This window comes from Pseudidiomarina piscicola (assembly GCF_902806985.1).
Lineage (GTDB): Bacteria > Pseudomonadota > Gammaproteobacteria > Enterobacterales > Alteromonadaceae > Pseudidiomarina > Pseudidiomarina piscicola.
Window position 1 is genome coordinate 846,061 of sequence record NZ_CADCXY010000001.1, and the last position, 15,101, is coordinate 861,161.

The following is a 15,101-nucleotide window of genomic DNA, read 5'->3' on the forward strand; positions in this document are numbered from 1 at the left end:
CGCAACTATATGATGGAGCTGAACATGTCGCAGAGTCACTTGAAATTAGTTAGTCGTGTTCGTTGCTTTGATGGCGAGCAACGTCGTTATGAGCATCTTTCTGAAGCTTTGAATTGCACTATGCAGTTTAGTGTATTTCTACCAGCGCAGGCCTTACGAGATGAACCCGTTGCCTCAGTTTTGTGGCTTTCTGGCCTGACATGTACCGATGAAAACTTTAGTAGTAAGTCTGGCGCTCAACGCACCGCAGCTCAGTTAGGGCTTGCTTTAATTATTCCTGATACCAGCCCGCGTGGTGACGATGTCGCTGATGACGATGCTTACGACTTTGGTAAGGGTGCAGGGTTTTATGTCAACGCAACTCAACAACCTTGGGCTAAGCATTACCAAATGTATGATTACATTTGCAAAGAACTGATCGACCTCGTCTGTCGCAGCTTACCACTCAATGGCCAAATGAGTATCAGTGGCCATTCTATGGGCGGACATGGCGCACTTGTTATGGCATTGCGTGAGACCGACCGGTTTGCGAGTGTGTCGGCGTTTGCACCAATCGCACACCCAAGCGAATGTCCTTGGGGGAACAAAGCTTTCACTGGCTATCTTGGTGATAATCGCGAGCATTGGCACGCGTATGACGCGGTAGAGTTAATCCGAAGCGGCCAAAACTGTCCGCCACTTTTGGTTGATCAAGGCAGTGACGATAACTTCCTTGCCGAACAGCTCAACTTTTCAACTCTGCGTGAGGTCGCCGATGAATTTAAGCTGGTCGCTGAGCTACGCATGCAACAAGGCTATGATCACAGCTATTATTTTATCGCTAGCTTTATCGAAGACCATCTAAAGTTTCATAAATCGTATTTAAAAGGTTAATTTATTGGTATTTTCTGTACTCCTTGCTATCTTTTAATCTGTAGCAATTAATAGTTACGCTGCCCAAATAGCAAAGGAGTACAGACGACTATGTCACCGCGCCGTGCCGCAGCGTTCATCGCCATTCTCTATGTCGTCGCAGGAGTGGTATGGATACGCTTTTCTGACCAATTTTTACTCTCGGTTATTCCAGATCCTAACTTGTTAACAGAGTACCAATCCTTCAAAGGTTGGGCGTATGTTTTTACCACTGGGGTGGTGCTGTACTTGTTGGCAAAAATGGCACTTGATCGCGAGCGTCGTCTTTCACAGCGTGATGGCCTAACCAAACTACTCAATCGCCATATGTTTGGTCAGGAACTTGCATCTGAACTCGAGTTTTGCGCCGAAAGCCAACAACCCATGATTGTCGTGGTGCTGAACATTGATGGCTTTAAGCAACTAAATCGTAATGCTGGCAGCGAGGCAGGTGACAGCTATTTGCAAAACATTGCAGCACTGCTTCGTGAGCATTTCCAACAACGCATTATTTTAGGGCGTTTCGGTGGCGATGAGTTTGCGATTGCCATTCCTGCAAGCTCATGGCCAGGACAAGTTTTAGCGCAACTGCAACACCTGCAACAACGTATACAAACGCAAACCATTTCAGAGTTGCCTGACACCTCACTTACCGCTTGCTTTGGCATCGCTTGCTACCCTACCGATGCACCAAATACCGAATTGCTTGTCAAAGCCGCTCTCACTGCCCTCGATGAAGCGAAGTCAATGGGCACCAATAGGTTGCGGGTCTACAAAAGCGAGTATGGTGAACATGCATCGCGGCGTACCAAGTTACTGTTTGACTTAAAAGCTGCAATTGCCAATCGACGGCTAAGTGTTGCTTATCAACCACAGTTTAAACTCGATGAAAGCGGCATCAGTGGCGTTGAAGTTTTAGCTCGCTGGGACCACCCTGAAGAAGGCGTCATTGCACCAGATGTCTTCATACCACTTGCAGAACAGCATGGGCTTATATGCGATATTACTGACTTTATTATGCAAACTGCCATTCAAGAATTGACCAATGCTGATCTGCTCTATCGGCAGGTTCCTCGTCTTTCTTTTAATGTATCAGCCGCAGACTTCAACAATAGCCACGGTACTGAGCGCTTTTTGCATAATTTAGCTGAACTCACCGGTGACTGGTCGGTTATTGAACTTGAGCTCACGGAAACCTCAGCTCTACTCAACCTTGCTGGCGTTAAAGGTGTACTGAATGTGTTGCGAGAGCGAGGTGTTCAGGTGTCCCTAGACGATTTTGGCACCGGTTACTCATCGTTGAGTACACTGCGTTTATTACCTATTCAGGAAGTAAAAATAGACCAAAGCTTCGTCCGCGATTTGGCAACGAATGCCAACGATGCGCGCTTAGTTAAAACAATTATTGCCATGGCGAATGCACTTAATTTACGGGTGATTGCCGAGGGCGTCGAAAGCCAACAACAGGCACATTATTTAAAACAGGCAGGCTGCGATGAAGTTCAAGGCTATTTATATGCCAAGCCTATGAACCTAAAAGCGCTTCAATCGTTTATTAAGAATCTATCGAGCTAAACTCTATGGTTGTGATTTGGTTTTTACCGGCTCGCTTGCCTTTATACATTGCCGCATCAGCAAGCCGCAGAATTGTCTCAACCCTGTAATCTTCATGATCAATCGGGGTGTCCGAAGCACAATAACAAATGCCCACCGAAATACTTATATTCCAATTATTTTCTGCACTCACCTTTAACACTTGTGCGCGCGCCCGCTCAAGAATCGTCATGCCCTCGTCGAGAGTTGAGCCTGGATGGATCGTTGCAAATTCATCTCCACCTATACGCGCAACAAAATCACTGCCTCGAACCGCTGAACAAACCGCATTGGCGATCGCTTGCAGTGCACGATCCCCTTCTTCGTGGCCTAAACTATCATTTAAGCCTTTAAAATTATCTAAATCGATCAGGGCGACATTAAATTTGTGGGGCCGCAACCGAGCCTCAGTAATCTCCTGTGCCAACTCTTGATGAAAAGCACGGCGGTTCGCTACCCCTGTTAAAAAATCAGTGGCAGCCTGTTTCCTTTCATGCTCGAGTTGCCGTCTAATTTTTTCTTCCGTTTCACGTGCTTGGGTGGCGTCACGAATAAAAGCAATCGCATAGGAATTCTGCTTTACTTCAACATGGCTAAGCATGATGTCGACATTAAAGGTACTCTGGTCTTTACGCTGCCCCAGAAAACGAAAGCCTCGCCCCATTGGACGGCTTTGTTGGGTATTAAAAAAACTTGCGACATGGAATTTATGTTGCGAACGCATGCTTTCAGGGAGTAAGTTATCAAGCGGTGCTTTTAATAACTCATCGTGGCGGTAACCAAATAGTTCAGCAGCGAGCTGATTAACAAGCACAATCATTCCGTCTTGATTGACAACTATGGCTGCGTCAGGAATGATTTCAATAAGTTCACTTAGATCGCGTTCGTCTTTCATCGATAATTGGCACTAATTTTTAACCTTATATTCATAGCTTAACGGAACTAACCTCAAATGCCCATAGCGCATCTAAAACTTATAATTACAGCTTTGGCAGTTATCATATTCAACACTACATTTGCTGCCGAGCCAAAAGCGCCCCCCCTTAGTGAACGCGCGATGCGAGTCTGGACCACTAACGATGGCTTAGCGCACAATTCGGTTAACCATATTATGCAGGACAGCAATGGTTATTTGTGGATAGCGACCTGGCAAGGTCCGACTCGTTTTAACGGGCGCAGCTTTGAGCTTTTTTCCGAAGCGACCGGGGTACCCGACCCTGGCTCACTTTTTGTTGGAGAAAACCCTTACACCCAAGCAATCATCTCTACTGGACCGCGGGGTGGCGTGACCCATTTCCGTGACTCCGAGACAGGTGGCCACTGGCAACCACAGCCTCGCGTATACGACCGAGTTGATTACGCCCTATTTCAGTCATCACAATGTACTTGGTATGCAACCGTCAATACCGGAGTTGTTCGTGAGTGTGATGGGCAACGCGAAACCTATACCGAAACTGACGGCTTACCGAGCGCAGAAACCTTTCATATCGCAACCGACCAGCAAAGCCGGATTTGGGTGGGAACGGATCAGGGTGCCGCCTACTTTGATCCTGACTTGAATACGTTTAAAACCTTACCCGAACTCCCAAGGGGCGCCAGCTTTGGTATTGTGGCGGCGGCTCGCGATACGATCTATATCTCCATCGATCGAAGTATTTTTGTGGTGAATGGCGAAACCCTAGAAGTGAAACAGTGGCCAATAACTTACCCGAGTACGGTGACAGAGCTCTACCAAGCACCCGATAAAACTGTTTGGGTTGGTACTCATGAACATGGGCTGACCAAACTATCGACCGATGCGCTGCAAATGGTTTCCGTCGAAAACGGCTTACCGAACAACCATATCTTAAGTATCTTTGTTGATCGTGAAGAAACGCTATGGGTTGGAACCCACCGTGGCTTAGTACAGTTTCGAAAAGCTCAGTTTCACAGCCATCGTGCTGAGGATGGATTAGGCTTTGATTATATTCGTGCACTCGCAGAGACCGCTGATGGAAGTATCCTCATCGGTGGTCTAGGTGGTGTTAAACAACTGAAAGACGAACAGGTTTTGCCTTTGAACACCGACAGCAAGGTGGTCAACGAAAGTATTCTAAGTTTCGCTCTAGACTCTGATCAACGCTTATATATCGGCACCTTTACCAACGGTCTTTATGTTTTAGAACGCGGTAAACAAATTGCTCACTATCAGGAACTAAATGGATTTCCAGGCGACAATATTCGCGACCTTTTAATTACCCGTGAGGGTTTTCTTTATGCCGCGACCTCTCTTGGTGTTTTACAAAGTAAAATTAATCACGACGGTACTTTAGAGTCTCCTCGCTACTTCGGAACCAAAGACGGTCTGCCCGACGAAATCATATACAGCATTCATCAAACCCGTGAGGGCGATATTCTGATTGGCAGTATGCGTGGCCTTTCGCGACTCAAAGATAACAACATCACACAAATTGATGTGTCATCCGTCAGCAATGCTGAATTTGTGTTCGGGCTACACGAAGACACTTCCCATATTTATGCGGCAACCGACCGTGGACTTCTCGTGTTCACTAAAAAGACTAACTCATGGCAGGTATTTGACGCTGACAATGGCTTTCCAACAATTAAGTTTTTTGATGTGGTTCGCGACCATGAAGCTAACCTTTGGTTAGGTTCAGGGCGAGGGTTGCTGTTCGTTGAAGCTGAAAACTTTGAGCGCGCACTGCACGATGATGACCCGACCACTCACATACCGAACACCTTTTACCAAAGCCACCATGGGCTCGCTAGTGCCCAAATTAACACGGGTGGTCCAGCGATGTTGGTCGCAAAAAACGGTGAGCTATGGGTCGCAACCTCACGCGGCGCTGGCCATTACATTCCAAGTCAAAGTAAAACTATTTTGCAGTCGCCACCCAGCCCTGTCATCGAGCGCGTTAAAGTTGATGGCAAAGCCATCTTTCAAGATAGTTACCTAGCTGCAGACAGCAGCCGTGTTGAGTTCCAGTTTGCCGGACTAGGCTTCCAGTATCCCGAGAGTATTCAGTATCGTCTACAACTAGCTGGGTACGACAACGATTGGGTTTACCCAAGCAATTCTCAACTAACTGTCTCTTATACGGAGCTACCACCTGGGGCATTTATTTTCCAAGTTCAAGCAGCATACCCAAACGGTCAATGGAGTGATGCCGCAACCTTTACCTTGCACAAGCTACCGACCCTTTGGCAACGGCCCCTCGTATGGCTAGCCCTTATTCTTGGAGGACTACTACTTGTCGGCGTCGGCTTGCGCCTTCGAGTCTACACCATCACACGCAGCAAAGAACGGTTGCAACAGTTGGTTAGAGAGCAAACGAAATCATTAGAACAGCTTGCGAATCAAGATAGCTTGACCAAGCTGGCAAACCGTCGCGCCTTTGACGAGCTGCTGTCGCAGAAAGTTTTGCAATACGGAAGCCAACAGCCTTTAGCCCTTATCTTGATGGATCTTGACCATTTCAAAGAGGTCAATGACCGCTACCTCCATACCACCGGCGATAAAGTTCTACAGCGCGTTGCACTATTACTCAAAGACTCCGCCCGCGGCAGCGATATGATTGCTCGGTGGGGCGGTGAAGAGTTTGCAATTCTCGTCACCGGCGCCGATGCTGCAAACGTCGAAACTATCTGTGAGCGCATTCGCACGACGATTATGCACGCCAACTTACAAGACCTCGCTCGAAACCTCAGCGTAACAGGTAGTTTTGGTGCCGCCATTTGTGTTCCTGGCGAATCAGCTGCAAACCTTATTCGCCGGGCCGATAAAGCGATGTACCGTGCGAAGCATGGAGGTCGCAACCGCGTAGAGGTCGCGGCCGGTGACGAGTAACAAAACGCTTGTTGATACTATTTATGGCATTGGGATCATCAGCCTAATAAGCTGTGCTTGGCCATTGTGAAACTGAACAATAAACAGGTCGCCATAGTCTTTCTCGGTGAGGTTTTCGACCTCCATGCCAAGTGCTCTAACAATCGCCGGAACCGTATTGCTATGGCCTACCACTAATGCTGATTGCCCAGCCTGTTTTAGTTGCTCGGCCAAAGCTTCACCACCACCAGCGGGATAGTTTTGTACGCTTAAGTTAAGCGCTGATGCGAGCGGTGCGACGGTTTGCTCGGTCCGCTTAAATGGTGTGCTATACACCGCTTCCAAGTTGCTTTTGCTTAGCATCTCGGCAAGTACTTTAGCGCGAATGACCCCTTTCTCGCTCAGGCTTGGATTACTGGTCTCTACTGTTTTTTCTGCATGCCTTACCACAAAAACTGAAAAATCCTGTGCCATTACAACCTGACTCCCGATGATCTCAATACACATAAGTATGACTAAAACTAAGGACGGTTTCATTATTGCTTACTCTCTTTTTCTGATTGACAGCCATTCGAGGTACACATAAAGTCATAATGCTGTGCTAATTTATTAACAATAACAAGGATAATAATTATGGATAACCAAGGCTTTGATAATTCGAGCACTGTTAGTGTTGGCGAGTGGATGTTAACAATCTTTTTAACCTTCATTCCGTTGGTAAACCTAATCGCACTAATTATTTGGGCGTTTTCAAGCGGTACTAAGCCATCAAAGGCTAACTGGGCTAAAGCCTCTTTACTCTGGATGGTGATTGCGATCGCCCTTGGTATTCTTATGGCCATTATGGGCGTAGGTATTGGCATGATGGGGATGAATAACTACTCCTAACCACTTGTGGGGCCTGAACTTATTTCATGGCCCCTGTTTTCGAGTCATCACCTCGCTGCCCTCCCCTAAACGAAGGAAAACTAAAATGCTAAAAGAACTTAAATGGGGTGTACTCTTTGCCGGTGCTATATTGCTGTGGCTAATTATTGAGCGTGTCGCTGGTCTGCACGGTGAGCGTATTGAATACCATGTGTACTTCACCAACCTTTTTGCCGTTATCGCTATCGTGATTTATGTTTTAGCGCTTCGCGATAAGCGCTCTTCGCTTCCCAACCAGCAAATGCGGTGGTCGCAAGGCTTTATAAGTGGTCTGCTCATTGCAGTTGTTGTCGCGATATTATCGCCATTGTTGCAAATCATCGCTCACTACGTTATTTCCCCGGACTTTTTTGCCAATATGCAGGCATATGCTATCCGCGAAGGAATGATGGAACCGGCAGCCGCACGAGACTATTTCTCGCTCGAATCGTACATGCTGCAGTCAGCCATTGGTGCGTTGATCATGGGTGCTATCACCAGTGCTATTGTCGCCTTCTTTCTGCGAACCAAAGCCATCGACCGAGACCGCTCCTCAACCTAATAACTGAGACCAAGTTAATCACTGTGTTGTAACCTTTGCACCAAGCGCAATTCCATACGGCGAATTTCTTTGGCCGTATGATTGCGCCCGGTTTCTAAGAATATCCATGACTTCACCGCAACTTGCGCGTTAAATACCAAAATTAACAGTACGCCCCAAAACAGTTGTTGCTCAGCACCAACCGTGAAAAATTTATAACCTGCACCGAAAATAGCAAGCGTTAGAACAATAGCTAAAACATAAGCAAACGTCATGACCCAGCCGAGCTTCGAGGAAAGCCCTTGTTTTAGATAGCCGCTGAGACCAGTGTCATCCGCCATTAATTTATTAAGTTCATCAGCTTGAGCTTTAAGTTGTTGTTCAAACTCATCTTGATTGTTCATGGTTCTTTGCTCCTAATAGGTTACGAAATATCAGCTAAGTAAAGCTGTTTAAATTGTTCCCGTGCTCGATACAGCCGCGACTTTACAGTTCCTGTGGGCACACCAACGATTAAAGCAATGGACGTCAGCTCCAATTCATACAAATAGTGAAGTTCTATCACTTCACGCTCTTTCGCAGGCAGCTTGGCACTTAAAGCCCAAATACCTACCTGCAAGCTTTGCTCGCCATTTACTGTTTGAAAGCCCATCGACTGCTCATCGAATTCAAGCGTCCGTTGTAGATGCTTCGATTTTGTTTGGTCCATAAGTTGCCATCGCAATAATTGATACAGCCAACTCTCAAACACCTGAACATCGTCTAATTTGTGTATGTTTTTAGCTAACCTCTCCCAAACATTCTGTACCACATCATCGGCCTGCGACGCGTCGCTTAAACGTGCCTTGGCGTAATGAGCTAAGCGGGGAGTAAAATGTCGATAGAGCTTGTCAAACGCTTGTTTATTGCGCTCTTGAAAAGCCAACACCCAAAATTCAATTTCGGCTTTGTTCATGCATCCTCCGCGTAACACCCTCATCAAGACGATGCCTCACCGCCCAAGGTTCATTTAATTAACTAGAAAACCCATTGGTAATTCGCTACTCTTTGTAAAACAAAATAATTAAATATAACTAAAGAATACTTTATGTTTAGATTCGCCAGTAGCTGTGCACCCTACTTTTTTGGCATTTGCCTCCTGTTATCTTTCACTTCAGCCAGTGCTCAAACCGATACCTCCGCACACAACCTTTATGAATTTAACCATGTCGATCAGCCTATCGCTGCCCGCCAAAGCTCAATTTACCATGTGCTCGCCGATAACCGAGGGTTAATCTGGTTAGCTTCTGACACTGATGGCCTGTTGCGTTTTGATGGTTATGACTACCAGCCATGGACAGATGTGCTACTAAGTTCACCTGAACATGCTGGCTTCTCTAAGCTGCTGATCAATAATGATGCTATTTGGGGCGCTACTTGGGGCCAAGGTCTTATTCGGTGGGACTCTTCTGAGCAAAGCGAGATTGTTTATAAAGCATCGCCAGCACCGTCAACTATTAACAGCGATCGCGTACAAACGCTCTACAAAGACAGTCAAAATAGACTGTGGATTGGTACACTTAAAGGATTAAGCTACATTAACCTAGATGATCCAACGAAGGTTTATAACCTAGCCGATGACAACCCGCTTAGCTCATTGCGAATTTGGTGGTTACAAGAACGTGAGGATGCAATTTGGGTAGCTACCGCACGCGGTGTGTTTAGACTCAGCAAAGATCTTTCGTTATGGCAAGAGTATTTAGTTGCGTACAACGATTCTGACCAAAATCGTTCCAATGAAATCCGCACACTCGAAATCATTGATGGCGCTATTTGGATAGGCACCGACGAAGGCCTGTTTCGGCTCAACGAAGACACCAATCAATTTGAAGGGATTAATTTAGAAAGTGATTCTGAGTTTGCCTCGAATATGCGCGTAAACGATATTCTTTTTGATGACTCAAGTGGCCAAGCAAACACCATATGGATAGGTACGAACAAAGGTCTTTACCCGCTCGACTCGCGGTCTTTGTCGCTGCTTGACGGCCCTCAACAGACTCCAACACTCCGCGGTATCGATATCAGAAGTCTGTATCAAGATGATACTGGCATTATTTGGGTGGGCACCCGTGGTCAGGGCTTATTTAAGGGTGTTCAAACCAAAACTAAGTTTGTCGATTTGTTGCAATCCCCGGCACAGTCACTGTCAGATAGTGATTCTACTTTAGTCGAAGCCGTTCACTATGATCCGTTCGGCAACCTCTGGCTAGCCACCACCCAGGGGGTCTTTAAACGCACGACGGTGAATGACCAGTCCAAGTGGTCCTATGTCGCCTTTCCCAAGTACCATAACGTTCACACGGTTCGCGTTCTACACGTCGATCAAAACGGTCGGCTATGGGTCGGCACCAACCAACGGGTTTTTCGCGCCGAAGCCGACACTTTCACTGAGCTCACGGAGTTTTTTGGCTTTCAAAAGATAGGTCTTGAAGACCTTAGCCTAACCGCTGTTTATGAGAACCAAAGCCGATTACTGTTCGGTATCTGGGGGCTTGGCATTGCCGAAGTTGCGCTTGATACCGGTGACATAAAATGGGTTGATCAGAAAATAGCTGGGCTGCGCGGCAATATTGCCTATGACATTTTAAACATTGAAGATTTAGGCCTTTATGCTGCAACCCGTTATTCGGGACTGATCCCCCTCGAGCAGAGCCCTAACCTTGAAGGTATTTCTAATAATACAGTACTCTTTTGTGCGCATAGCTTTCCGCAAAACATTGTCTGGTTGTGTTCAGATAAAGGGTTACTCAAATATGATATAAATTCAGGTGACCTTGAACAGTTTGGTGAACAGCACGGGTTTCCGTCAACTAAAGTGCTTGGGCTCACGCACGACAGTAATGGCATTTTGTGGGTGATGACCCATCAAGGCTTAGTGCGCTTCGCCCCAACCACGCAGACAGTACGCTTGATCGGCCTAAATGAAGGCCTACCTTTGGAGTTATTTACTGAAGGTGGTATGGCCCAAGCGAAAACCGGTCATATCGCGCTAGCTAGCCCTAATGGTGCCTTCGAATTTGCCCCAGAAGCCATTCAAGTCAAAGAACAGCGGTCAAGTGTTCACCTTACCAACCTGGTTCTTGGACAGGAAGATATAACCCATCAAACGGCTTTTTCAAAAACAACCTTCAACCTTCCATACGACTATGGCAGTTTACGTTTCTACTTTAGCGTCACCGATTTTCGGGCCCCGACGAAAAATATGTACCGGCACCGCATCGTCGATGGGCAACAAGGCTGGAGTTCTTGGTCGCGCGAGCCTGAAGTGCTAGTTGCCAACCTTCCTGCGGGAAACCATGTTATCGAGGTCGAAGGTAAAAATAGTCAAGGGATCACCACTCCGTCGCCATTGCAGCTTGAAGTCGTTATCAAGACGCCTTGGTGGAAAAGTGTATGGTTTATTGCACTGGTCATCGTCGGTGTCTGTCTCATTATTTACCTTGGTATTCGACTTAGAACTCAGCGCTTAGCACGACTCACCATAGCCCTCGAGTCAGAAGTTGCACAGCGCACTCAAGAACTTAAAGAAGCCAATTCAGCATTGCGACTGCTTTCGGAGACCGATTATTTAACCGGTTTGGTGAATCGCCGTGGCTTTGAAAAAGCATTTGGTCTGACCCAAAAACAACATCGCCGCGCCAAGCAAGAGTTTTCTCTGCTGCTGATTGATGTTGACCATTTCAAAAAATTTAATGACCAATATGGGCACCAAGAAGGTGACGCCTGTTTAGAGTTAATTGCTAAGTGTTTAACAGATAATTTGCGTGAACAAGATATTATTTGCCGCTGGGGTGGCGAAGAGTTTGTTGTTTTACTGCCGAACACGGGTTCTGCTGATATCATCGAATTAGCTAAAAAATTAAACACCAAAGCGAAACAGGCCGTGCACCAACAGTTCGGTTCCAGCGAACTTGCAACCCTAACCATCGGTGTTGTCGTCTGTGCAGACCCAACACAGCCCCTTGAATATTGGTTGCATTTAGCTGACGAGGCGCTTTACCGTGGTAAAGCTGGTGGACGTAATCAAGTTGTTTTAGCTGAATCGCCACCGAACTAACCGACGAAGTTACGAGGAGAGATAATGCGTGGTTTCTTAGCAGTATTGCTACTTCTTAGCTCGAATGCTTTTGCAGCGAACTTTGATCATGCTCATCAGGCGCTGGACAAGCTCCTTAAGCAATATGTAGTGGTATACGATAACGGACTAAAGTCTGCCGTAAATTATACCGAGCTAGCCCGTGAACCACACCAGCTTACTGACTATCTAGCAACCCTCTCTTCCGTTTCGCTTAGCAGCTATCAGCAATGGAACGCGAATCAACAGTTGGCATTTTTAATTAATGCCTATAACGCTTTTACATTGCAGCTTATTATCGAAAACAACGCTGCTTTCACCTCAGGCGATGCGACTTCGATACGCGATCTTGGTGGTTTTTTTAGTACTCCTTGGCAACAGACGTTTTTCGTTTTGCTCGAACAAGAACGCACCCTTGATTGGATCGAGCACGAAAAGATTCGTATCGACTTTGCTGAACCGCGCATTCATGCTGCGCTTGTTTGTGCAGCCATCAGCTGCCCTAAACTTCGTGCTGAAGCCTTCACCGCAGCCAAGCTAGATGCTCAACTTGAAGACCAAATGGTGACGTTCTTAAGTGATACCGATAAAAATGGTCTCGACCAACAGGGCCTTTATTTATCGAAAATATTCGACTGGTACCGGCAAGACTTTGGCGACCTCAAACGCTATATGCAAAGCTACAGTCAGGCTTTCGGGAATAAAGCTGGCAATAAGCAAGATCTTAATGCCGAAACACCTATCCGCTTCACCGACTACAATTGGCAGCTCAATAGCGTAGAAAATCTTTGAGCCTCCTACTTTTTACATCAATCCGCACTTGTTCTTTTTAATAGAATGATTTGCGCGAAATAAAGAAATTTCATTCTCCTTAATCCTGACCAATAATATCGCCCGCAGGTTAGCACTGTTGAAAGCCCTATCGCAGCTGACAAAACTTAATTTATTCAATAACCGAAACTTTTAGGAGTTCGTAATGAAGTCTGTTGTCTCATTCATCACTCTGGCAATTATTTCGGGACTGCTGGTGTACCCTGCACCAGGAGCTACCAACGAAATTCACATTGGTGGAATTTACTCTGCCGACCAATTACGCGGAGCACGCCTTGGTTATCGTACCTCAGCGCTGCAGCCATCTTGGCTTGACTGGGCCGGCGCACCGTCTCTCGCCTTTGAAAGCGCCGTCAACTTTTGGCAAAACAGCAACAATAGCAGTGATTCGATCACAGCGTTCAGCATTTCGCCCGTGCTAAGTTGGCAGTTAAACCAGTCTGCGCGACCGCTGTTTTTAGAAGCCGGTATCGGCGGCAGCTACATCGACCAAACACAAATTGGTAACCGTAAGTTGTCGACCCGTTTTCAGTTTGAAGATCGTGTCGGACTTGCTTGGCAGTACAGTTCAGATTCAGACGCCCGTATCTCATTGCAATACACGCATTATTCCAATGCAGATATCGAACAGCCAAACGATGGCCTCGACTTTTTCTCAGTGTATTGGGTCATTCCCCTTTAGTGAACTTGGGTGTGCGTAGTGTTTATCAATCATCGATAGAGCATTGCGCACAGCGCTCTTTTCCCGTTAATAGCTTTGAAATAAGGTTACGATGGCGGGCAAAAAATAAGTATGCTTGGTCGGCAAACCAACGCAAAATAGGCCAGCGTAAGGGCGCTATCATCCAGCCTCGGCCCACCAGCGACCAAGCACGATAGGTTACATCAAGGCCATAGAGCATTTCGCCAGATGCAACTTGACCATGCAGATACTGATTCGCTTTGCCGACGTTTACCTGCGGATAACGCTGCTCGAAGTCCACTGCGTTGATGTTCTCGAAACGAATTTGTCCCTTGCGATCCTGTCGATGTAGCTGCCGCATTTCTTTTACACATAACGGACACCCACCATCATACAAAACCGTCAGCCTTGTATCTAAACTCGACATATACACCTCTTTCACTGGGGTTATAGCCATTATACGCAGGTTCTCTAAGTTTCGATTCCCGCCATAGCAGCTATCAATAAGATTATACTTTTCCTTACGGTTATTGATACAGGTCTAAGTTCAAGGTGAGTTCCGCACGCTATATTGATTAGAACCACCTGAGTAAGGGGATTCTCAATGAGCGACACAACGAAACCTTGGTTTACGCGCTTAGCTCAGCTCACATTAGCGGCTGCCGCGAACCTTTTCCCAGGTTACTTTGCGGTTGTCATGGCCACTGGGGCCACCTCTATTGCGTTGAATTTATTAGATTACCGTGTTTTGGCTTTGTTCCTACTACTGGCTAACTGTCTTGCTTATGGTTTTCTTTGGTTTCTGACTGTGATCAGAGTGCTGTGGTATCCGAAGTCACTTGTCGAAGACATGGTCAGCCATGCCCGCGGACCAGGATTCTTTACGTTGATTGCCGGTACCTGCATCCTTGGCTCTCAGTTCCAGCTACTGTTTGGCTGGAACCAAATCGCAGCTGCTTTTTGGTGGGTTGGCGTTATTCTTTGGGCAGTCATCATGTATCTATTCTTCATCGCGGTGACCACGCGCAAGAAGAAACCTGCTCTAGATTCCGGTATCAATGGCGCTTGGCTACTGGCCGCAGTTAGCACCCAATCGGTGTCGATACTGACGGCTCTTGTGCCTTGGAGTGGCCCCGAAGATTTACGTCTTTTCTTCGCCCTTTGTATGTTCATGATTGGCTGCATGCTCTATTTAGCCATTATCACCATGATCTTCTATCGACTGACTTTTCTGAAGCTCAACCCCGAGACCTTGAGCCCACCCTACTGGATTAATATGGGCGCTGTCGCAATTACAACGCTGGCCGGCTCCACCTTGATTTTACGCGGGCAAGAAGGCAGCCTTTTGGTCGATTTTTTGCCATTTATGCGAGGCTTTACGCTGTTTTTCTGGTCGATTGCCAGTTGGTGGATTCCATTACTTATCGGTTTGAGTTTTTGGCGCCACTTTATTCAACGACATAAACTAAAATATGAGCCACAGCTTTGGAGCTTAGTATTCCCACTGGCCATGTATACCACTGGCACCATTCGCTTAGCGGACGCCCTTAATACACCGTTTTTAATGACAATACCGGTATTTACTGTCTGGCTCGCGCTGGCAGCTTGGGTTATGACCAGCTTCGGTATGTGGCGACATCTTGCTAGGCTTGCGAAAGCAACTAGGAATACATAAGGTTTTGCTTAACAGTCTATCGGGTATTACAGTCAGCCGCTT

The 15,101-nt window shown here is 46.7% G+C and carries 14 protein-coding genes; 9 read left to right on the plus strand and 5 right to left on the minus strand.

Translation table 11 applies throughout. The annotated features are described in order from the left end of the window. Nucleotides 1–24: 24 nt before the first annotated feature. A complete protein-coding gene (fghA, locus tag PSI9734_RS04170; protein ID WP_281351423.1) occupies nt 25–873 on the plus strand; it encodes an S-formylglutathione hydrolase in 849 nt (282 codons plus the stop codon). Between the two features lie 90 nt (nt 874–963). Next, on the plus strand, nt 964–2,466 hold the full coding sequence (locus tag PSI9734_RS04175) for a putative bifunctional diguanylate cyclase/phosphodiesterase (protein WP_173919832.1): 1,503 nt from the start codon (nt 964–966) through the stop codon (nt 2,464–2,466). Here PSI9734_RS04175 and PSI9734_RS04180 read toward each other — a convergent pair. Beyond that, nucleotides 2,447–3,379 (minus strand): sensor domain-containing diguanylate cyclase, encoded by a 933-nt coding sequence (locus PSI9734_RS04180; protein WP_173919833.1) that lies wholly within the window; start codon nt 3,377–3,379, stop codon nt 2,447–2,449. The genes PSI9734_RS04175 and PSI9734_RS04180 overlap by 20 nt on opposite strands. Nucleotides 3,380–3,541: 162 nt before the next feature. On the opposite strand from PSI9734_RS04180, the gene PSI9734_RS11980 reads away from it, so the two are divergent. Beyond that, nucleotides 3,542–6,331 (plus strand): ligand-binding sensor domain-containing diguanylate cyclase, encoded by a 2,790-nt coding sequence (locus tag PSI9734_RS11980; RefSeq protein ID WP_217420747.1) that lies wholly within the window; start codon nt 3,542–3,544, stop codon nt 6,329–6,331. Between the two features lie 21 nt (nt 6,332–6,352). Here the strand turns inward: PSI9734_RS11980 and PSI9734_RS04190 are convergent, their stop codons facing one another. Next, nucleotides 6,353–6,784, minus strand: a complete 432-nt coding sequence (locus tag PSI9734_RS04190; RefSeq protein ID WP_173919834.1) for a SixA phosphatase family protein — start codon at nt 6,782–6,784, stop codon at nt 6,353–6,355. Nucleotides 6,785–6,943: 159 nt separating this feature from the next. Between PSI9734_RS04190 and PSI9734_RS04195 the strand changes: the two genes are divergently transcribed. Together PSI9734_RS04195 and PSI9734_RS04200 are read left to right on the plus strand one after the other, a co-directional pair. Further along, the gene (locus PSI9734_RS04195) at nt 6,944–7,198 is read left to right on the plus strand and encodes a hypothetical protein (protein WP_173919835.1); all 255 of its coding nucleotides are present in this window, start codon (nt 6,944–6,946) and stop codon (nt 7,196–7,198) included. A gap of 85 nt (nt 7,199–7,283) precedes the next feature. Next, on the plus strand, nt 7,284–7,778 hold the full coding sequence (locus PSI9734_RS04200; protein ID WP_173919836.1) for a DUF4199 domain-containing protein: 495 nt from the start codon (nt 7,284–7,286) through the stop codon (nt 7,776–7,778). A 14-nt stretch (nt 7,779–7,792) separates the two neighbouring features. Here the strand turns inward: PSI9734_RS04200 and PSI9734_RS04205 are convergent, their stop codons facing one another. Both PSI9734_RS04205 and PSI9734_RS04210 read right to left on the minus strand, forming a co-directional pair. After that, nucleotides 7,793–8,161 (minus strand): DUF6768 family protein, encoded by a 369-nt coding sequence (locus tag PSI9734_RS04205; RefSeq protein ID WP_173919837.1) that lies wholly within the window; start codon nt 8,159–8,161, stop codon nt 7,793–7,795. 20 nt (nt 8,162–8,181) lie between these two features. Next, nucleotides 8,182–8,712 carry an RNA polymerase sigma factor gene (locus tag PSI9734_RS04210; protein ID WP_173919838.1) on the minus strand — a complete coding sequence of 177 codons (531 nt, stop codon included), beginning with the start codon at nt 8,710–8,712 and terminating at the stop codon, nt 8,182–8,184. A 132-nt stretch (nt 8,713–8,844) separates the two neighbouring features. Here PSI9734_RS04210 and PSI9734_RS04215 point away from each other — a divergent pair, with 132 nt between their 5' ends. From PSI9734_RS04215 to PSI9734_RS04225, 3 genes are all read left to right on the plus strand, one after another. Next, nucleotides 8,845–11,853, plus strand: a complete 3,009-nt coding sequence (locus PSI9734_RS04215; RefSeq protein ID WP_173919839.1) for a ligand-binding sensor domain-containing diguanylate cyclase — start codon at nt 8,845–8,847, stop codon at nt 11,851–11,853. Nucleotides 11,854–11,877: 24 nt separating this feature from the next. After that, the gene (locus PSI9734_RS04220) at nt 11,878–12,663 is read left to right on the plus strand and encodes a DUF547 domain-containing protein (RefSeq protein ID WP_173919840.1); all 786 of its coding nucleotides are present in this window, start codon (nt 11,878–11,880) and stop codon (nt 12,661–12,663) included. 184 nt (nt 12,664–12,847) lie between these two features. Next, entirely contained in the window at nt 12,848–13,384 is a 537-nt protein-coding gene (locus tag PSI9734_RS04225) for an acyloxyacyl hydrolase (protein ID WP_173919841.1), read from the plus strand. A gap of 25 nt (nt 13,385–13,409) precedes the next feature. Here the strand turns inward: PSI9734_RS04225 and PSI9734_RS04230 are convergent, their stop codons facing one another. Then, the gene (locus tag PSI9734_RS04230) at nt 13,410–13,811 is read right to left on the minus strand and encodes a thiol-disulfide oxidoreductase DCC family protein (RefSeq protein ID WP_173919842.1); all 402 of its coding nucleotides are present in this window, start codon (nt 13,809–13,811) and stop codon (nt 13,410–13,412) included. A gap of 177 nt (nt 13,812–13,988) precedes the next feature. On the opposite strand from PSI9734_RS04230, the gene PSI9734_RS04235 reads away from it, so the two are divergent. Next, nucleotides 13,989–15,059: a tellurite resistance/C4-dicarboxylate transporter family protein gene (locus PSI9734_RS04235; RefSeq protein ID WP_173919843.1), complete on the plus strand. Its 1,071-nt coding sequence runs from the start codon at nt 13,989–13,991 to the stop codon at nt 15,057–15,059. The last annotated feature ends 42 nt before the right edge of the window (nt 15,060–15,101 follow it).